This window comes from Burkholderia sp. Ac-20353 (assembly GCF_017104785.1).
Classification (GTDB): Bacteria; Pseudomonadota; Gammaproteobacteria; order Burkholderiales; family Burkholderiaceae; genus Burkholderia.
Genome location: NZ_JAAGPL010000163.1, coordinates 1 through 19,936, shown reverse-complemented (window position 1 = coordinate 19,936; position 19,936 = coordinate 1). Strand labels below are relative to the sequence as shown.

Annotated in this window: 15 protein-coding genes and 1 pseudogene; 1 reads left to right on the top strand and 15 read right to left on the bottom strand. The window is 66.9% G+C overall.

What is annotated here, in order from left to right; all coding sequences use genetic code 11:
- Window positions 1-183 precede the first annotated feature (183 nt).
- From G3N94_RS30880 to G3N94_RS30835, 10 genes are all read right to left on the bottom strand, one after another.
- Window positions 184-1,347 carry a glycosyltransferase family 4 protein gene (locus G3N94_RS30880; protein ID WP_205796942.1) on the bottom strand — a complete coding sequence of 388 codons (1,164 nt, stop codon included), beginning with the start codon at window positions 1,345-1,347 and terminating at the stop codon, window positions 184-186.
- Complete coding sequence (locus G3N94_RS30875) at window positions 1,347-2,531, bottom strand: glycosyltransferase family 4 protein (protein WP_205796940.1); 1,185 nt, start codon at window positions 2,529-2,531, stop codon at window positions 1,347-1,349. The genes G3N94_RS30880 and G3N94_RS30875 overlap by 1 nt, the downstream gene beginning before the upstream one ends.
- Window positions 2,528-3,997 carry a glucose-6-phosphate isomerase gene (locus tag G3N94_RS30870; protein ID WP_205796939.1) on the bottom strand — a complete coding sequence of 490 codons (1,470 nt, stop codon included), beginning with the start codon at window positions 3,995-3,997 and terminating at the stop codon, window positions 2,528-2,530. The genes G3N94_RS30875 and G3N94_RS30870 overlap by 4 nt, the downstream gene beginning before the upstream one ends.
- Window positions 3,998-4,008: 11 nt before the next feature.
- The gene (locus tag G3N94_RS30865) at window positions 4,009-5,148 is read right to left on the bottom strand and encodes a glycosyltransferase (RefSeq protein ID WP_205796936.1); all 1,140 of its coding nucleotides are present in this window, start codon (window positions 5,146-5,148) and stop codon (window positions 4,009-4,011) included.
- Between the two features lie 43 nt (window positions 5,149-5,191).
- Window positions 5,192-6,151 (bottom strand): glycosyltransferase family 2 protein, encoded by a 960-nt coding sequence (locus G3N94_RS30860; RefSeq protein WP_205796933.1) that lies wholly within the window; start codon window positions 6,149-6,151, stop codon window positions 5,192-5,194.
- A gap of 30 nt (window positions 6,152-6,181) precedes the next feature.
- Complete coding sequence (locus G3N94_RS30855; protein ID WP_205796930.1) at window positions 6,182-8,407, bottom strand: polysaccharide biosynthesis tyrosine autokinase; 2,226 nt, start codon at window positions 8,405-8,407, stop codon at window positions 6,182-6,184.
- A gap of 50 nt (window positions 8,408-8,457) precedes the next feature.
- Window positions 8,458-9,639, bottom strand: a complete 1,182-nt coding sequence (locus tag G3N94_RS30850; protein ID WP_205796944.1) for a polysaccharide biosynthesis/export family protein — start codon at window positions 9,637-9,639, stop codon at window positions 8,458-8,460.
- Window positions 9,633-10,076, bottom strand: coding sequence for a low molecular weight protein-tyrosine-phosphatase (locus G3N94_RS30845; protein ID WP_205796927.1), 444 nt, complete (start codon window positions 10,074-10,076; stop codon window positions 9,633-9,635). Before G3N94_RS30845 ends, G3N94_RS30850 begins: the two co-directional genes overlap by 7 nt.
- A gap of 16 nt (window positions 10,077-10,092) precedes the next feature.
- Complete coding sequence (locus G3N94_RS30840) at window positions 10,093-11,505, bottom strand: UDP-glucose/GDP-mannose dehydrogenase family protein (protein ID WP_205796924.1); 1,413 nt, start codon at window positions 11,503-11,505, stop codon at window positions 10,093-10,095.
- Between the two features lie 63 nt (window positions 11,506-11,568).
- Window positions 11,569-12,945, bottom strand: coding sequence for an undecaprenyl-phosphate glucose phosphotransferase (locus tag G3N94_RS30835; protein ID WP_205796920.1), 1,377 nt, complete (start codon window positions 12,943-12,945; stop codon window positions 11,569-11,571).
- Window positions 12,946-13,383: 438 nt separating this feature from the next.
- Between G3N94_RS30835 and G3N94_RS30830 the strand changes: the two genes are divergently transcribed.
- Window positions 13,384-14,910, top strand: a complete 1,527-nt coding sequence (locus G3N94_RS30830) for a mannose-1-phosphate guanylyltransferase/mannose-6-phosphate isomerase (RefSeq protein ID WP_205796910.1) — start codon at window positions 13,384-13,386, stop codon at window positions 14,908-14,910.
- Between the two features lie 144 nt (window positions 14,911-15,054).
- On the opposite strand, the gene G3N94_RS30825 is transcribed toward G3N94_RS30830, so the two are convergent.
- The 5 genes and pseudogenes from G3N94_RS30825 to G3N94_RS30805 all read right to left on the bottom strand — a co-directional run.
- Entirely contained in the window at window positions 15,055-16,002 is a 948-nt protein-coding gene (locus G3N94_RS30825) for a transposase (RefSeq protein WP_205796908.1), read from the bottom strand.
- Between the two features lie 840 nt (window positions 16,003-16,842).
- Window positions 16,843-17,424 (bottom strand): DUF3501 family protein, encoded by a 582-nt coding sequence (locus G3N94_RS30820; RefSeq protein WP_205796905.1) that lies wholly within the window; start codon window positions 17,422-17,424, stop codon window positions 16,843-16,845.
- A gap of 23 nt (window positions 17,425-17,447) precedes the next feature.
- Window positions 17,448-18,785: a heterodisulfide reductase-related iron-sulfur binding cluster gene (locus G3N94_RS30815; protein WP_205796902.1), complete on the bottom strand. Its 1,338-nt coding sequence runs from the start codon at window positions 18,783-18,785 to the stop codon at window positions 17,448-17,450.
- 149 nt (window positions 18,786-18,934) lie between these two features.
- Window positions 18,935-19,357, bottom strand: a complete 423-nt coding sequence (locus tag G3N94_RS30810) for a rubrerythrin family protein (RefSeq protein ID WP_205796899.1) — start codon at window positions 19,355-19,357, stop codon at window positions 18,935-18,937.
- A gap of 165 nt (window positions 19,358-19,522) precedes the next feature.
- Window positions 19,523-19,936 (bottom strand): annotated as a pseudogene (locus G3N94_RS30805) (RNA polymerase subunit sigma-24); the annotation flags it as partial.

Here is a 19,936-nt window from a genome sequence, read left to right as displayed (position 1 = left end):
GCGCACGTCCGGGCGCGCACCCACCCGCCGCGCAACGCGCCGCGAGGTCAGGTGGCGCTCGGCGCGGGCCGGACGCAGCCTGTCAGGGCCGCGCGGCCTGCCGATGCTAACCGCGGACGCAAGCGTGGTGCCCATCGTGGTGCCAATCGCGCTGCGCGTACGCGCCGGCCGAGCGTCGTGCGCTCAGCTGGCGCGGATCGCCTCGTCGTACACGTCGGCAACCCGGCTCGCGATCACCGCGTTGTCGAAGTGGTCGCGCGCATAGCGCTTGCACGCGGCTTCGTCGGGCAGCGCGATTGCGCCCGACAGCACGGCGCCGAGCCCGTCCGCGATCGCATCCGCGCCCGTCGACGGCAGCACGAGATCGCTGGACAGCCCCGCCACTGCCTCCGGCAGGCCGCCGACCGGCGTGACGAGCACCGGCGTGCCGGACGCGAGCGATTCGACCGTGATGAGGCCGAAGCCTTCGAGCGCGACCGTCGGCACGACGCTGACCGTCGCCGCGCGATACAGCGCCGCGAGGTGCTGGTCGGGCACGAAGCCGAGCAGCTTCACGTTGTCCTGGAGCCCCGCCGCGTCGATGCGCTGCTGCAGTTCCTCGGCGAGCTTGCCCTTGCCTGCGATCAGCAGCAGCACGTCCGGGTGGCGGCGCTTGACGAGGCCGATCGCATCGACCAGATCCTCGAGCCCCATCCGCCGCACGAGCCGCCGCACCGCCAGCACGATCGGCCGGTCCTGCGGCAGTTGCAGCCGTTGCCGCGCGTCGCCGGGCGTGAGCGGCGTGTCGAACTGCGCGGTGTCGACGCAGCCCGGGATCACGCGCACACGCGCCGGATCGATGCCGTAGCGGTTCGTCAGGATCTGGCCGAACGCCTGCGACAGCACGATCAGCCGCGACGAGCGCGCATAGACGGCCTGCTCGAGATAGCGCTTCGCACGCTGCCCGAGCGACGCGGCGCCTTCGACCTGGCTTTCGTCAGCCCACGGGCCCTGGAAATGCGACACCTGCGGAATCCCGCGCGTGACGTCGAGACCGGGGAACGTGTACAGCGCGAAATGCGACGAGATCACGTCGGGCCGTTCGGTACGGATCACGTCGCGCAACGCGCGGCGCGCGGCCAGCATCCGGCGCGCGAGCGGCTCCGAAGCGGAACCGAAGCCGCGGATCGCGCCGCCCGTGTCGTTCGCGACCTTCTCCGAGCCCGCGACGAGCCCGCGCACCGCGACGCCCGCGCCCGGCAGCGCGCCGACGAGCGAGTAGTACATCCGGTCGAGGCCGCCCGCGCGTTCGGGGAACCAGTGCATGCCGATTTGCAACGATTTGATCGGCCGGGAAGATTGATTCATCACGTTTGCTCCTGCGTGACCGCATGCTCGACGCGCTGGAATGCGCTCGGCTGCGAGGGTTGGCCGATGCGCCGGTAAAGCGCGATGTACTGGGCGCCCATGTGCGCCCAGCCGAATCGGGTCATCAGTTCGCTTGCCGCGTCGCCCATTGCGCGGCACGTGTCGCGCGACGCCGCGAGCGACGCGATCGCCTGCGCGAGCGCGGCCGGATCGTCGGGGTCGTCCAGCACGATCCCGCATTCGCGCGTGATGATCTCGGCGCCGCCCGCCGTGCGCGCGGTGACGACCGGCAGGCCGGCCGCCATCGCCTCGAGCAGCGACAGGCTCATCGCCTCGTAGCGCGACGGAAACACGTAAGCGTCGACCGAGCGCATCAGCGTCGGCATGTTCTTGACGAGCCCGAGGAAGTGCACGCGCCGGTCGAGCCCGAGCGCGCGCGCCTCGTCCGGATACGGGCTGCCGGGCAGGTAACCCGCGACCGCCAGATGCACGTTCTCCGGCAGCTTCGTCAGCGCCTTCAGCACCGTGCCGAGATTCTTGCGCGGCGTGCGCAGGTCGCCGACGAACAGCAGCAGGAACGCGTCGTCCGGCAGCTTGAACGCCGCGCGATCGGGCGCCGCGTGCGCGAATGCGCTGCCGTCGACGCCGTTGTAGATCACGCTGATCTTGCGGCTGTCGATGCCGAGCCCGCCGATCTCGTCGGCGACCTTCTGCGACACCGCGGTGATCGCGCGCGAGCGCCGGTACGCCCAGCGTTCGAGCGCGGTGTTCACGCGAGTATAGACATACTGATACGCGGACCACAGCCCCTTCGTCGGCCCGAACGGGTAGTACGGACTCTTGAACCAGCCGCCATGCACGAAGTGCGCGGTGTTCACGTCGGCCTTGATCCACGAGATGAAGCCGTTCACATGCAGCACGTCGTATTCGGCGCGATGCGTGCGCAGCCACCATGCGCTCTTCAGCGCGAACACCTGCTGCTTCACGAGGTTCGACGGCCAGAAGCGCCCGACCTTCACGGGCACCCAGCGCACCCGGCGGTCGGCCAGCAGCTCGGGCGCGACATGCGACGCGACGAGCGTCACCTCGTAGTTCTCGGCCAGCGCCGCGCGGGCGATTTCGTAGTTGACGCGGCCCTGCCCGTCGTTATGACGCACGACATGCGTGACGATCGCGATTCTCAATGCTCGGCTCCCCGTGAGTATGCGGCGGCGGTCTGGCGCCGGGCCTTTTGCCAGTGCGCCGCGGATAGAATCGAAAAGATGGCGGTGAACAGCAGCAGCCCGCCCGTGCCGATCAGCGAGTTCGTGAACACGAGCATCGCGAACACCGACAGGCACAGGCTCAGGCATGCGCCGACGAACTTGTCCTTGCGCAGCTTGAACGCCGCGCGCAGCGTGCGGCCGAGCAGCAGCACGATGCCCGCGAGATAGAGCAGCGTGCCGGGCCAGCCGAGCACGAACGGCACGTTCATCACGCCGCTGTCGAAGCTGCCGTACTTGCCGAGCTCGCCGCTGTCGCTCGACAGCTTGGTCGACGCGCCCGTCGCGCCCATCCCTTCCCCGGCGACGTCGGTAAACGCCGTCTCCGCGAAGGTCGCGTAGAACTTGTTGCGATCGTCGTAGCTGCGGTCGTCCTTCAGGTTCGTGATCGACTGCAGGCGCGCACCGAGCCGGTCGGCGACCGGCCCGACGGTCAGGAGCGGCACGCACAGCCCGGCCAGCACGACCGCGCTGATGAGGATCCGCATCCGCACGCGGTTGCTCGACTGCACGAGCTGGATCGCGAGCGCGATCACCCAGCCGCCCCACGTCGAGCGCACGAGACACAGCGCGAACGACAGGAAGCCTGCCGCCCCCGCGACCCAGCGGATCTTCTGCGGCGCCGCAAGCACGAACACCAGCGCGCCCATCATCGCGAACGCGAACGGCCCCGACGAGTTCATCGTGCTGAACACGCGCACGCCGTACGGCACGGGCTCGCCCTGCGAGCTCATCTGCGAGCCGACCATCCACAGCACGTCCCACTGCGGCATCACGAAGTACTGCACGACGCCGTACGCGCCCATCACGAGCATGCCCCACATGAACGTCGACAGCAGCACGTCGCGGTACTCGGGATAGTCGCGCGCGTTGACCATGATGTGAAAGCCGATCAGCACCGGGTACACCCAGTTCGCGAGGTCGTAGGTCGCCGCCATCACGCCGCTCGACACGATGCCGACGAGGTACGCATACGCAAGCCCGAACAGGATCAGCAGCACCGGAATCCCGCGCTGCTGCGCGAGCACGCGGTAATGCCGCACGAGGCCGAGGCCCGCGATCATCGTCACCGCGAGCGGCGCGATCTGGATCAGGCTCGTCGGCGTATACGCGCCCTTCGACCAGTCGGCGAGACGCCGCACCTCGGGGCTCAGGAACCACACCCACCACATGAAGCCGACGTAGCGCGCCGGACTCTTGAAATACAGCCACAGCCCCACCGCGATCGACAGCGCCGGGAACGCGAGCGTCAGCACCGAGCCCTGGTGCGCGGCAATCAGCGCGGCCGTGACCGTCCACAGCCCGGCCTGCCCGGCCCAGTGTTTCGGTTCGGCGAACCAGCCCCGCGAGCGAGATGGCGCGGACGGAGCAGCAATCGACGTACTCATGACATCCACGCTCACTGCGACGACGACGGTCGGGAATCGGCGAGCGGCATCGACACGTCCGCCGCCGCCGGCGTGCGCCGCTGGCGCAGCAGGTCGCGCGTGATCCGCACGTGCTGCGCGGCGAATGCCTGCGTCGTCAGGTCATGCTCGCGCAGGCGCGTCGCCGCCGCTTGCGCGCACGCGAGCGCAACGCCCGGCTCGGCGACGAAGCGGTCGGCCGCCTGGCGCATCGCCTGCGCGTCGAACGGCGGCACGTACGCGGCTGTGTCGAGCGGGAAGTAATCGCGCAGCCCGCCGACGTCGGACACGATCATCGGCTTGCCGACCGCCGCCGCCTCGAGCATCACGGTGATGCCCGACGCGTGGAAGTTCGGCCGCAGCGGCACGACGATCAGGTCGGCCCACGCATACAGCTCGTGCTGCTTCGCGAGCCCCGACGCCGAGCCGATCTTCACGTTCGGCGCGTGCCATTCGTGCGGCACGCGGCGGCGCGTCGCGAGCCGCACTTCGTAGCGGTCGTCGCCGCCGAATGCCGCGAGGAAGGTCCGCCAGTCGCGATCGCGGTCGTTGCCGATCGCCGCGATCCGCAGCGGCCGGTTCGGCCGCCACTGCTGAGGATCACTGATCGGGAAATCCTGCGTGTTCAGCCCGTAGTAGACGAACAGCGCGTCGCGACGCAGATAGCGGCGGCACAGCTCCGCGTTGTCGCGCGCGAGCGTGGTCAGCACGTCGGCGCGCGCGAGCAGCTTGCGATACAGCCAGCGGCGCGGCGCGCCGAAGCTCGCCCACTTGTCGTACAGCCACACGCTCTGCGCGAGCAGCAGCGGCCGCTTGCCCCGCGTGCCCGCGAGCTTCAGGATCAGCGACGCGGCGAGGTGCTCCTGCTCGGTGTGCGTCCAGATCACGTCGGTATTAATGAGCGCGGCGCGGTTGCGCCACGCGTGGACGACGTCGAAACCGAGCGCGGCCTTCAGCGCGCGGCGCGCCATGCTGGCGATGCGGTTCTCGCGCGTGTCCTGCGAATAGGTCAGTTTGAATTCGTCGGATTCGGCGTGGTGATAGCCATACAGGCAGCCGATGTCGTCGCCTTTCCGGTACGTACGCGGATCGGCGCCGTAAAACAGATGGACGTGCACTTTCGTGGCAGTCATGCGAGCCCTCCGAGGGTGGCCGCGCGAAACGCGCGCAGCCCGTTCAAGACGTCACCGGCGGCATCGCCGCGCGGTGGGAGGCAAGGTTCGCGCGGCGGGCGTCGCGGGCGCCGCGGCGCACCGCGCGCCAGTGTTCGCGCACGCTGTCGCCGTTGGCCGAGCGCAGCGCGAGCACCACGTGCGCGAGGCCCGGATACACGCGCGTGCCGACGACCGTGTACCACCACCACGCGATTTCGCGGCGCAGCGGCGGCAGATGCTCGCGCAGGATCAGATGCAGGTTGTACGCGGAATTGCTGACCGCGTTCAGCGATGCCGCATCGCGCCGGTTGTCGTCGAAGCGCTCGGCCGGGTAGTGATCGACGGCGACGAGCGGGTCGTACACGAGCTTCCAGCCCGCGCGCTTCACGCCCATGCTGAACGCCATGTCGTTATGCACCTGCGCCCCCGCGCCACGCAGCCGCGTGTCGAAACGCAGCCGTTCGATCGCCGCGCGCCGGTAGCTCATGTTCGCGCCCTTCAGCATGTCGACCTCGCGCGCGCCGCCGACGCCGAGGTGGTGATTGCCGATGATCTTGCCGGACGCGGTCAGCTGGCCGACCAGCTCGCGCGATTCGTCGAGCACGCGGCCCTTCTCGTGCACCCAGTCGCGTCCACCGACCGCACCGACGCGCGGATCGGCGGCAAACGCGGACTCGATGCGTGCGAGCCAGTCGCGATGCGGCGCCGCATCGTCGTCGGTGATCGCGACGATGTCGCCGCGCGCCGAGTCGAGCCCCTTGTTCAGCGCGGCGACCTGCCCCGGCACGTCGACCGGCACGATGCGCAGCGGCAGCATGCCGCCGACGGACGGATCGGCGAGGCGCTCGTGCGTCGCATCGTCTTCCGGGCGCGCGACGACGATCACTTCGTCGGGCAAGCGCTGCTGACGCTGCAGCGCCAGCAGGCAGCGCGCGAGGTCGGCGGGACGCCGGTAGGTCGGAACGAGCACGGAAATCTTCATTGTTGGTTCTCCAGTCCTCTCTCGAAGCCGTCAGGCGCTCAGGTATTCATGGACAGCCGCATAACCGCGGCCGTAGCCGCGCGTCTTCGGCGGCACGCCGTTGAAGATGCCGCCTTCCAGGTCGACACCCGCGGTGCGCAGCCGCTTGAGTGCATCGGCGATCTCGCCTTCGGTATGCATGCCCGAGCGCAGCACCATGAACGTCGCGCCCGCCATCCGGCCGATGATCGTCGCGTCGGTCACCGCGAGCACCGGCGGCGAATCGATCAGCACCACGTCGTAGCGCTTGCCGAGGCCCTCGAGGTATTGCGGCAGGCGCGTCGACATCAGCAGCTCCGACGGGTTCGGCGGGCGCGTGCCGGCCGCGATGAACGACAGGCCCGGCACCGGCGTTTCGCGCACGGCCTCCTCGAGCGCCGACTGGTCGCTCAGCAGTTCGGACAGGCCCGGCTGCGCGGTGAGCCCGAAGTAGCGGTCGAGCACGCCGCGGCGCATGTCCGCGTCGATCAGCAGCACGCGCTTGCCGGAGTGCGCGAGCAGCACCGCGAGGTTGACCGTCAGGAAGCTCTTGCCGATCCCCGGCGTCGGGCCGGTCAGCACGATCACGCGGCTCTTTGCGTCCATCAGCGCGAACTGCATCGCGGTACGCAGGCTGCGCAGGCTCTCGATGCTCGGGTCCTTCGGACGCAGGCTCGCGAGGATCGGGCGGGTGCGGTTGCCGCTCTTCTCGGCCGCCGCGTCGAGGCGCACCTGCTCGGCGCTCTGCGGCACGAGCCCGTACAGCGGCAGGTTGAACGTGCGCTCGATGCGGTCCGGATCTTCGAGGCCCTGGAACATGTTGCGGCGCAGGAATACGACACCCGTGCCGAGGATCAGCCCGAGGAACACGGCCGCCGACAGGATCAGCACCTTCTTCGGCTTGACCGGGTCGCCCGGACGCAGCGCCGAGTCGACGAGGTGGATGTTGCCGCCCGTGCCGGCCTTCTGCACCGACAGCTCCTGCACGCGGTTCAGCAGCAGCACGTAGATGTCCTCGGCAACCTTCGCGTCGCGCTGCAGCTGCACGGCCTTCACTTCGGTCGCCGGCAGGCTGCGGAAGCGGTTCGCGAACTTGTCCTTCTCGGCCTGCAGTTCGCCGAGCTGCTGCTTCGCGGCGATCACGAGCGGATGCGAATCGGTGAAGCGCTGCGCGAGCGATGCGAGCTGCAGACGCTGCGCGGCGATCTGCTGTTCGTACTGCACGCTGCCTTCGAGGTAGACCTTCGCCTCGTCGCTCGCGTTGATCGAGCCCGACGTGCGCTGGTATTGCGTCAGCGCGGCTTCCGCGCGCTCGAGGTCGGCCTTCAGGCGCGGTTCCTCGCCCTTCAGGAAGTCGAGCATCTTGGTCGCCTCCGCCTGCTTCGCGACCACGTGCTGGTTCAGGTACGACTGCGCGAGCGCGTTGGCGATCGCCGCGGTCTGCTCCGGATCCTTGCCTTCGAGCGAGATCTGCACGACGCCCGTCTGCTTGCCCTGCTCGCTCACCTGGATACCCGACTGGAAGCCGGTGATCGCGTCGAGATCGTTGTACCGGACCACCGTGAACTGCGTGCCCGGACGCGCGGCCAGCTTCGACACCTGGATCGTCACGCCGCCGCCCTGCTCGGATTCGCCGACGCGGCCGGTCAGGATCCGCCCGCCGTTCTCGTCGGCGAGCGAATAGGTATCGTTCGGGCCGGCGGTCAGCGTCAGCTTCTTGCCTTCGAGTGCAGGCACGACATTGATCGTGTCGATGTCGGCGATCTCGCCGCCCCATGCGTACGACTGCAGGCCGAGCCACGCCTTCGCCGGATGACCCGGCGTCGCGAGGCGCGCGGCCAGGCTGCCGAGCACCGGAAGGGTCTTCGGCATCGCCGAGAAATTCAGCTTGAACTGCTCGACGACGGGAGCGACGACGCCGCGGCTCTTGATGATCTCGATTTCGGCATCGGTCGGCGCCTGCTGCGGGCCGCTGTTGATCATCGCGCCCGTCTGCGTCTGCGTCAGCGCCTGGGTCGTGTTGTCGTTGCCCTCGACCCGCACGTGCACGTCGGCCTGGTACACCGGCTTCGCAATGAAGCAGTACAGGCCGGCGAGCGCGACGACCGTCACCGCGATGCCGAGCAGCAGCCAGATATCGTCGAAGATGACCTGGATCAGCTGGCCGAGTACGACGTCCTCTTCCTCGGTCTTCGCGGTCAGGCCCGCGTAGGATTGTTTCGCTTGCGTGTTCACCATGTGTTCCCGCTTGAGTGGTGCCGGGGCGGGATCGCCGCCCCGGCGGTTCATCAACGCGTGATCTGCCTCATGAAGAAGATCGTCTGAATCGTCGGCAGCACCTGCTGCAGCACGCGGTTGAACTGCACCGAACCCGCGGTGTCGACGTACACGACATCGAGCGGTTGCAGCTGGAAGCGGCTCGACAGCATCAACGCATCAGGCTGCGTCATGTCGAGGCGGAACACTTCCGGTTTGGTCGGGTTGTCGCGCATCCCGCGCATCACGTAGACCTTGCGCGGATTCGCATCCGTGTCGAGGATGCCGCCGCCCGACGTCAGCGCATCGGCCATCGTCAGCCTGCCCTTCAGCATCGGGATCGCGACCGGCGTCTTGACTTCGCCCATGATGAACACGCGGCTGTCGCTGCGGTCCGGCACGTTGATGATGTCGCCCTGCTGCAGCATTACGTTCTGCTTCACGTCGCCGCGGTCGAGCACGCCGTGCGCGTCGAGCGTGTAGAGCTTGCCGTCGCGCGTCAGGCGCACGCGCTGCAGGTCGGCGTCGGAGGTCGAGCCGCCCGAGCGCGAGATCGCGTCGACGAGCGTGAGCGGCACATCGCTCACTGCGAGCGGGCCCGGCTGCTTCACTTCGCCCGTCACCTGCACCTTCTGGCTGCGGTACGACAGCACGCGCACGTCGATCTGCGGGTTCTTCACGTAGCGCGCGAGGCTCGTGGCCAGCTCGTCGCGGATCTGCGCGATCGTCTTGCCCGCCGCGCGGATGCGGCCGACGAACGGGAAATAGATCGTGCCGTCGGCGGCGACGGTCTGGCCATATGGATCGGCCTGGCCCGGCAGCGCCGTCGTATACGGCGCCTGCAGCGCGCCGGCGACCGTCTGCGTCGTGTTGCCGCCGCTCGAGAACGACTGGCCTTGCGGCGTCGTCAGCTCGGGGTGGTCCCACACGGTCACGCCGAGGATGTCCTGCGGCCCGACGTGATACACGTACTGCGACGGATCCGTGTAGCGCGACGGCGGCAACGGGTGCGCCATCTGCTGCTGTTGCTGGAGCTGGTCCATGATCAGCTTGGCGTCGATGTAATGGACCGGGTAGGTCTCGGCCTGCTGCGTCGGACCTTCGTCCTTCAGGCGCGAGCTGTCGAGGTAGTTGCCGGGCGCGGTCGCGCAGGCTGACAGAAAAGTCGTCAGCGCAAGGGAAAGCGCCACAGGGCGCATCGAGCGAATCAGCATAGTCTTTGCAGCCATCCTTGAACCAGTCGTTCGATCAGTGTGTAGCTCTCGCGATAGTCGGCCTCGGGGCCGCCATGCGGATCGGCGATTTCGGCGCCCTCCCACTTTCCTAGCAGGTGCACCTTGCCGCGTGCGAACGGGTCGACGGACTCGACCGCCGCGATCTGCGGGCGCTCGCTGACGAGAATCAGGTCGGCGTCGCGCACGATCTTGCGGGACAGGCGTCGCGAGCGGTGCGGCGTCGCATCGACGCCGCGCTCCGCGAGCAGCCGGCGCATCATCGGATCGATGCCGTCGCCGACGTTCGCATCGACGCCTGCCGAGTGGAATGTCACGCGCGGCCCGCCGCGCACCGCGGCGTGCGCCTTGAACAGCAGCTCCGCCGCCGGGCTGCGGCAGACGTTCGCGTGACAGACGATCAGGATGTTTCGGAACATGGCGTATAGCGGGGCCTCACGCGTTTGCGCGCGCGGCTCCCGGAATTCGTGCAGCCACCGCCTGGCGCGAGCCCGGGCGGCCGATCGGGTGGTATTCGATGCCGTGCTCGCTCATCGTTTCCGGCTCGTACAGGTTGCGCCCGTCGAAGATCACGGGCGATTTCCACAGCCGGCCGAGCGCGGTGAAGTCCGGGCTCTTGAATACCTTCCATTCGGTGACGATCACAAGCGCGTCGGCGTCGCGTGCGGCCTGCGACTCGTCGTCCGTATACGTGAGGCGCTCGAGCCAGCTCGGGTGGTTCGCGAGATCGAGCGCGATCACGCGCTGCGCCTCGTGCTGTGCGACCGGATCGTACGCGGTGACGCGCGCGCCGCGCGACAGCAGCTCGGCGATCAGCGCGCGGCTCGGCGCCTCGCGCATGTCGTCGGTGTTCGGCTTGAACGCCAGGCCCCAGATACCGAACGTGCGGCCCGTCAGGTCCTCGCCGAAGCGCGCGACGATCTTGTCGGCGAGCACGCGCTTTTGCGTCGCGTTGACCGACGACACCGCCTTCAGGATCCGCAGCGACTGGCCGTGCTCGTCCGCGGTACGGATCAGCGCCTCGACGTCCTTCGGGAAGCACGAGCCGCCGTAGCCGCAGCCCGCGTACAGGAAGTGATAGCCGATGCGCGGATCGGAGCCGATCCCGCGCCGCACCGCTTCGATGTCCGCGCCGAAGCGGTCCGCAAGGTTCGCGAGCTCGTTCATGAACGAGATGCGGGTCGCGAGCATCGCGTTCGCCGCGTATTTCGTGAATTCGGCCGAGCGCACGTCCATGTACAGCGTGCGCTCGTGGTTGCGGTTGAACGGCGCGTAGAGCTTCTTCATCAGCTCGCGTGCGCGCTCGCCGGGCACGTCGTCGTCGCAGCCGATCACGATGCGGTCCGGCCGCGTGAAATCGTCCACTGCCGCGCCTTCCTTCAGGAATTCCGGATTCGACACGACCGAGAACATCTGGGCGTCGCCGCGCTTCGCGAGCTCGTCGGCGACGGCCGCGCGCACGCGCTCGGCGGTGCCGACGGGCACCGTCGACTTGTCGACGATCACCTTGAAGCCGGTCATGTAGCGGCCGATGTTGCGCGCGGCGGCGAGCACGTACTGCAGGTCGGCGGAGCCGTCCTCGTCGGGCGGCGTGCCGACCGCGATGAACTGCACGTCGCCGTGCGCGACCGCGGCGTCGACGTCGGTCGAGAAGCGCAGGCGGCCCGCGGAGCGGTTGCGCGCGATGATTTCCTTGAGGCCCGGCTCGTGGATCGGCACGCCGCCATTGTTCAGGATGTCGATCTTATTCTGATCGACGTCGAGACAGAACACGTCGTGCCCGATGTCGGCGAGGCATGCGCCGGTGACGAGCCCTACGTAACCGCTGCCGATGATAGTCAGATTCATGATGTGTCGGACCCCTTGACCAGTGATTCGAAATTCGGAGAAAGCAGAGGCTGCTTTCGGTATTCAGTACGCGTTGCTGCCGGCGAAGCCTTTCCACAGCGTCAGCGCGACGATCTTGATGTCGAGCCAGAACGACCAGTTCTGCATGTAATAGAGATCGAGCTTCACGCGCCCCATCATCTTCTCGACCTGGTCGGTCTCGCCGCGAAAGCCGTTGACCTGCGCCCAGCCCGTGATGCCCGGCTTGATCCGGTAGCGGAACATGTAGCCCTTGACCAGATCCTTGTAGATGTCGTCGTGCGCGAGCGCATGCGGGCGCGGGCCGACGACGGACATCTCGCCCTTCAGCACGTTGATGAACTGCGGCAGCTCGTCGAGGCTCGTGCGGCGCAGGAACCGGCCGACCGGCGTCACGCGCGAATCGTTCTTCGTCGCCTGCGTGACCTTGCCCGCCGCTTCCTGGTGCACCTTCATCGAGCGGAACTTGTAAATCTCGAACTCGTGACCGTCGATGCCCTTGCGCTTCTGCCGGAAGAACACGGGCCCATGCGACGTGATCTTGATCAGGCACGCGATCGCGAACATCACCGGCGCAAGCGCCGTCAGCGCCGCCAGCGCGAACAGCCGGTCGAACACGAACTTCGGCAGGATCCGCACGTCGGTGATCGGCGACGCCGCGAGATTGATCGCCGGCACGCCGAGCACCTCGACGACTTCCTGGTTGAAGAACGACAGGCTGCGCACGTCCGGGATGAAGCGGATGTTCACGAAGTCGTGGCGGAACACCGTGACGAGCTGGTGAATCCGGCGCTCCTCCGCGATCGGCAGCGTGAGCCACAGCTCGCGGATCGCGCGGCTCCTCACGAGCCACACGAGCGAGTCGAACTGCCGCTCGATCCGCACGTCGTCGAGCGCGACGTCGGTGGTCGCCGCGTCTTCGTCATACACGCACACCGGGTTGAAGCCCGCTTCCGGCCGGGCGCGCATCTGCGCGATCAGCCGCCGCGCCGCGGGCGTGCCGCCGACGATCGCGACCGCCTTCAGGTTGTAGCCGCCGCGCCGGAGCTGCCGCAGCACGACGTGCACGCACGCCTTCGAGCCCGCGAGCAGCGCCATCGTCGCGACCGCCCAGTAGCCGAGCCACAGCCGCGACAGGTCGCCCGACTGGTGAAAACTGAAGCTCATCAGGATGCCCGCGAGCTCGACCGCGAGCCACGCGAACGCGACGCGCCCCATCAGCGCGACGAGCCGCTTGCCGCGCCACGACTGGTAGATCCCGAGCGCGGGAAAAAACACGACGACAAGCAGGCAATCGAACAGCACCATCGTGCGTTGCAGGTCGTCGAGCCAGACGATGCGCCCGCCGTGCAGCGCAGCGGCGATCAGGCCCCCCATTACGACCATCGCGATGTCGATGACTCTCGCCAGCACGCTCAACATGTTCGCTTCCTCTTTGGACAGGCGTTTGCCGAACTGCTCCTTGCGCAGCCCGTGCCGCGCATTCGATTCAAACGTTGCATGACCGCTATTGAACCGGGAAGAAAATACCTCCGGCAAGCTACAAGTATTTCGAAAATTAATCGGAAATTCTTGCCGCGCAACCGGGTATTTATATCGGCATGTTTTCCCGAAGTTGCAAGAAATATCGATGGTTTCAGGTTCGTTACACCCCGCCCTCCGCCTTGACTGGCGGGCGCTGTACGGGAATTCACGGAATTATTTTTTATTTTTTTATTTACCTGAAAGATACCCGCCAGAGCGCCTCGGAAAATTTTCCCTGACGATAAGGCAACGAATATTGCGCGAATTGCCCGGTTTTATTGTCGATTTACTTCATGCTACAACGACAGGCACTGACATCACTCGAGGAGTGCCATCATGAATGCTCCGGCCGTGGCAGCCGATACGCGCCAATCTTCCTCCGCCGCCGCATCCGCAGGCTCGCGCGTCGCGGTGCAGCCGGTGATCCTTGCCGGTGGCTCCGGCACGCGGCTGTGGCCGATGTCGCGCGAACACTATCCGAAGCAGCTGATCGGGCTGCTCGGCGATCATTCGCTGCTGCAATCGACCGCGTGCCGCCTCGACGGTCTGTCGTCCGGCCATCCGCTGAACGACGACGTGCTGATCGTCTGCGGCGAGGATCATCGCTTCACGACCTCCGAACAGCTGCGCATCGCCGGCAAGCGCGCGACGATCATGCTCGAGCCGCTCGGCCGCGACACCGCGCCCGCGCTGACGCTCGCCGCGCTGCGCATCGTGGCCGACGGCGGCGACGCGGTAATGACCGTGATGCCCGCCGACCACGCGGTCGCCGACCTGCCGCGCTTTCATGCGGCCGTGGCCGCCGGCGTGCAGTGCGCGGCGCAAGGCAAGATCGCGACGATGGGCATCGTGCCGAACCGCGCGGAAACCGGCTATGGCTATATCCGCGTCGGCAGCCCGCTCGGCGCCACCGCAACCGGCAACCTCGACGTACGGCGCCTCGACCGCTTCGTCGAAAAACCGCATCTCGAACTCGCGCAGCAATATGTCGCGTCCGGCGAATACTGGTGGAACAGCGGCATCTTCATCGTCCGCGCGTCGGTGTGGCTGAATGCGATCCGCCATTTCGAACCGGCGATCCACGCGGCCTGCGAACAGGCGATCGCGCAAGGCAAGACCGACGGCGATTTCTTCCGCGTCGATCGCGACGCGTTCGCCGCGTCGCCGTCGAACTCGATCGACTACGCGGTGATGGAGCCGCTCGCGAGCCTGCCGTCGGTGTGCGAGAGTGTCGTCGTGCCGCTCGACGCGGGCTGGTCGGACGTCGGCTCGTGGGACGCGATCTGGCAGATCCTGCCGAAGGATAACGCCGAGAACGTCGGCCGCGGCCACGTGCTGTTCGAGGACGCCGAATCGACGTTCGCGCATTCGGAAGGCCGGCTCGTCGCGTGCGTCGGCACGCAGAACCTCGTCGTCGTCGAGACGCCCGACGCGGTGCTCGTCGCCGACAAGTCGCGCGTGCAGGACGTGAAGAAGATCGTCGGCCGCATCAAGGCGGAACGCGGCGCGGAAGCGACCGATCACCGCAAGGTGCATCGCCCGTGGGGCCATTACGACTCGGTCGACATGGGCGAGCGGTTCCAGGTGAAGCGTATCGTCGTGAAGCCCGGCGCGCGGCTGTCGCTGCAGATGCATCACCATCGCGCCGAGCACTGGATCGTCGTGCGCGGCACCGCGCGCATCACGCGCGGCGAGGAAACCTTCCTGCTGTCGGAAAACGAATCGACGTACATCCCGCTCGGCGTGTCGCATCGCCTCGAGAACCCGGGCAAGATGCCGCTCGAACTCATTGAAGTGCAGTCGGGCTCGTATCTCGGCGAAGACGACATCGTGCGCTTCGACGATACCTACGGCCGGCAGTGACATTCAGGTAGTAACGTCCGGGCAGTAACGCCCGGGCAATGACATCCCGGCAGTGACATCCGCATGAACGAAGGGCGCCGTCAGACCGACGGCGCCCTTTCTTTTCGACCGGCGCGGCGCGCGATGATGCGCCGCGCGTTCGACTCAACCCACCCGATACGCGAAGTCGCTGCGGTCGGCCTGCACCGGATCGTTGCGGCCGTCCGCGAGCGACGCGTTGCGACGCTGCGCGATGAAGCGCTGGATGTCCGATTCCGCGCGCGCGAGCACGGACAGCACCGGCGCATTGTCCGACGCACGCACCGGTTCGTCGCTCGCACCATGCCGGTCGATCCACTGCCGCGCCCAGTCGAGCGCGAACTGCTCCGCTTCCTCGGGATCCGTGCAACGCGGGCCGATCAGGCCGGAACGCTCGACGCGTCGCTCGTCCTGCGTGATCTCCGCCCACGCGCGGTACATCAGGTTCTGCACCGGCTGCGCAATGCCGTGGATCGTGTAGCCGCGATACTCGTCGACCTGCGGTTCGGACGCCGCGAAGCTCGTCGTGGACGCACGCGCAGGCCGCATCTCCGACGCGGCCTGCGCGCCGGGCACCGCAAACGACGGCTGCGCCGACACGCTCGTTTCGCTGCGCGACGTCACGGAAAGCATCGCATCGTCGCGATGCCAAACGTTTGCCTGACTGGCAGACAATTGCGGCAATTGCCACGATTCGGGGTTCTGCCAGAACACACCGCGCAGGCGATCGTTCTCGGCCGCCGGTTCCGCATGGCGCACCGATACCACCGGCACCGGCGGCGGCGGAACATACGCGAACGTGCGCCCGCTGAACTGCATCAGCATGTCGATCATCTGCAACAGCGTGCCGTTCGCGAGCCACTCTTCATAGCGGCGACGGCACGTGGGCCCGGACGGATAGCGGCCGGGCAGCTTGGACCACGCCTCTCCGGTCGTCAGGATCCACAGCACCGCATTGGCGACGACACGCGGTTCCGCACGTGGTCGACCACGCCGATTCAGCCGAATCGGTTCATCGGCGATCAGCGTTGAAAGACGAACCCACTCTTCATCGTTTAGCTCATCGAAGAACATAGTAGATCTCTCCACGCAGCCAGGCCGGGCTGCGATTGGCGGCGCCGTCGCGAACGAGTCGCGGGGCGGCCAGGTTGCACATTATGGTTATCCGGTTGTGCATTCGGTCGCGACACGCACAAAGGCAGTGCCGACATTCCCGGTAATGACGCACAAATCCGGTCTCACTCCAATGTGGGAATTTTTGTGCACGAAGCATACCATCCCTAGGGTTTATCTCAATATGACAATGACTTTATGTTACGTAATGAAACATCATGCCAAGGATGCGCAATCCTTTTATGCTTGAATTTTTTTACGCGAACTTTATACGCGTGGCTGCTAAGCCCCGTCTGGCGGGGCTTTTCGGCATTTCCTGCAGATGCCCGCCGGACGGCCCGGAAAAACGTTCCGACCCTCACCAGTAACATTCTCCGGTTCAACAGTCGAAAATCGGTAAATCAGGGATAAATGCGTAACGAGATATTTATCAATCGGTAATTCGTTCAAATTCTTTCACTCGACTTTTCTCCTTGCACAATCTTTTTATTGTTTGTCGCCGGACGATGACAGGCGTGTGACCGCGCATGCGCCGTTGCAGAAATGCAAACGATGCGCGCGAGCACTGCAGGACTTCTGCAATAGTCGCGCACGAGACGATGTGCAGCGGGGATGTGAACGGAAATGTGATGATCACGCAGCCCGCGTCGCCGCGAACATGCGACCCTGCTTTTTTTCGATTCGTTTGATCCTGATCAATCGCCGTCGATCGGAGCAGCGCGGCACGCGGCCATTACGTCGTTCTGCAGAAGAAAAAGATTCGTGTGGCGTACGACTTTTATTGCCGCTATTGCACAGCTGCTATTGCAGATCGCCGGCGAGCGACGCGGCGACGTCGGTATCGATGCGCTGCGGCGGCACCGCGTAGCCCGGATGATCGCAGCCGATCGACAATGCGGCGCCCTGCTTCAGCGCCGCGCGCATCGGCGCGCTCAGCTCGAAACGCACGAAATGCACGGCCGAGGTCTTCACGTCCGTCTCGCGATCGAGATCCTCGTCCGCGATCGCATAGACCGGTTCGTGGCCGTCGACCTGCAGGTACACGCGATCCTCGACGCCGATCAGCCGCCCGAGCGCCGCGCGCCGCTCGGCCTCGTGCTCGTATTCGATCTGCATCGTCGCCTTCAGGTTGGTGCCGTCTGGCACCAGCGGCAGATACGCTTCCAGCTCGCCGTCGATGCCGGCTTCGTCGAAGATCTTCTCGATGTGCAGCATTTCCTGGATCTGGTAACGGATCGTCGTCTCGTCCTCGAACAGGAAGCGCAGGTGATTGCCGAGCTGCACCGCACGCCGCCGCTTGTGCTCGATGAGCCGTGCATGTTCGGCCCTGCGGATCTTCGCGTAGGCTTCGAGCGTCAACAGGGAGTCGCGGGTGAGCGTCATGGAAGATCCTTTGCGTGAGTCGATCAGATGCCGTACGCGCGGCGCAGCAGCGTGAGCGGATGCGCTAGCGGCGGTTCGCCGAGCCCCGCCTCGCCGATGCCCTGCACGATGTGATGGCCCGCAAGCGCGCAGTCGGACGATACGAAGTCCGGCTTCGGCTCCGCCATCGCCTTGAACACCGGCCCGCCGATCCGCATCGCGTCCGCGTGGAATTCCTTCTTCACGCCGAACGTGCCCGCATGGCCCGAGCAGCGCTCGACGACGTTCACGCGCGTGTCGGGCACGAGCGACAGCACGTCAGCGGTCTTGCGGCCGATGTTCTGCACGCGCGCATGACACGGCACGTGATACGACACGGTGCCGAGGCCGGTCTTGAAGTCCGTCTTCAGCAGCCCGTCGCGATGCCGCGCGATCACGTATTCGAACGGATCCCAGAACGCGTCGGCGACCGCGCGCACCGCTTCGTCGCCGGGGAACATCAGCGGCAGCTCGCTCTTGTACATCAGCACGCAGCTCGGGATCGCGCCGATCAGCGCGTAGCCGTCGCGCGCGTAGCGCTCGAGCACCGGAATATTGCGCGCCTTCTTCGCGGCGACGCCCGCGAGGTTGCCCTGTTCGAGCAGCGGCATTCCGCAGCACGCCTCGCTCGTCACGAGCTCGTACGGAATGTCGTTGTGCGCGAGGATCGCGAGCAGGTCATGGCCGATGCCCGGTTCGTTGAAGTTCACGTAGCAGGTCGCGTAGATCGCGACCTTGCCGGGCGTGCGCTCGCCGTCACGCACCGGATGGCCGTCCGAACGCTGCGCCGCGCGCCGGAACTTGCGCGGCGCGAATTCCGGCAGCCACGCATCGCGGTCGACGCCGAGCGCCGCCTCCAGCGCGTGGCGCGCGGGCGGTGTGCGGTTCACCGCGTTGACCGCCTGCGTGACGATCGGGATGCCCGCGAAATGGCCGAGCGCATCGGTGTTCGACAACACCTTGTCGCGCAGCTTCACGTCGCCGCGCTGATAGCGCGCCGCCTTGCCGCGCAGCATCAGGTGCGGGAAATCGACGTTCCATGGATGCGGCGGCACGTACGGGCATTTCGTCATGTAGCAGAGGTCGCACAGATAGCACTGGTCGACGACCTTGCCGAATGCGTCCTTCGGCACTTCATGCGCTTCGCCCGTCGGCGTCTCGTCGACGAGGTCGAACAGCGTCGGGAACGCGCCGCACAGCGACACGCAGCGCCGGCACCCCGCGCAGATGTCGAACACGCGGGCCATCTCGGCGTCGATCGCATCCTGGTCGTAGAACGCGTCGGACTGCCAGTCGAGCGGATGCCGGGTCGGGGCTTCGAGACTGCCTTCCTTGTGGGGCATGGGATGCTCCAGCTTGACGGGAATGCGCACGCATCCGCCCGCTACGCCGCCGCACCGGTTGCGCGAGCGGCGGCGTGGCGGCGTGGCGTTGAACGGCGAACGGCCGGCGAACTGCCGACGCAGCGCGGTGCGCGCGCCGGCCGCTCGGGTCAGTCGACGAGTGCGTCGAGCGCTTTTATATAGCGGTTCGCGTGGCTGCGCTCGGCCTTTGCGAGCGTCTCGAACCAGTTCGCGATTTCGTCGAAGCCTTCTTCGCGGGCGGTCTTCGCCATGCCCGGATACATGTCGGTGTACTCGTGCGTCTCGCCGGCGATCGCCGATTCGAGATTCAGCCGCGAGTTGCCGAACGGCAGGCCCGTCGCCGGATCGCCGACCGCTTCGAGATACTCGAGATGGCCGTGCGCGTGACCGGTTTCGCCTTCGGCGGTCGAGCGGAACAGCGCGGCGACGTCGTTCTGCCCTTCGACGTCGGCCTTCGACGCGAAATACAGGTAGCGGCGGTTCGCCTGCGATTCGCCCGCAAACGCATACTTCAGGTTCTCTTCGGTTTTGCTGCCCTTGAGTTGAGCCATCTGCGCCTCCGTGCATGTCGGCGCGGCCGAGCGCCGAGCCGACCGTGGATATGTGGGGAACGATGCACGCGGTACGCCAGCATCGTGCTCTTTAATCTAGGCGTTCGCGCACGCATCCCCCAATAGGCATTTTCAATCCGCGCGATAGCCGGGCGGCGGCCCTGCTCACGCGTCGGCCGCGCGCTTCAGCAGCAATTCGCGCTCCCGCGCGTTGTGGGTCAGCTCGGCGGCGCGGCGGAATTCGGCCTTCGCGTCGTCAGCGCGTCCGAGCTTCGCGAGCAGGTCGCCCCGCACGCTCGGCAGCCAGTGATAGCGTGCGAGCGCCGGATCGTCGCGCAGTGCATCGACGAGTTCGAGCCCCGCGGCCGGCCCGAACGCCATCCCGACCGCGACCGCGCGGTTCAGCTCGACGACGGGCGACGGCGCGACTTCCGCGAGCGCGTCGTACAGCGCGACGATCTGCGCCCAGTCGGTCTCCGACGCGTGCCGCGCACGCGCATGACAGGCCGCGAGCGCCGCCTGCAGCGCATACGGCCCGCGCACGCCGCCGAGCTTCGCCGCACGATCGAGCGCGGCGAG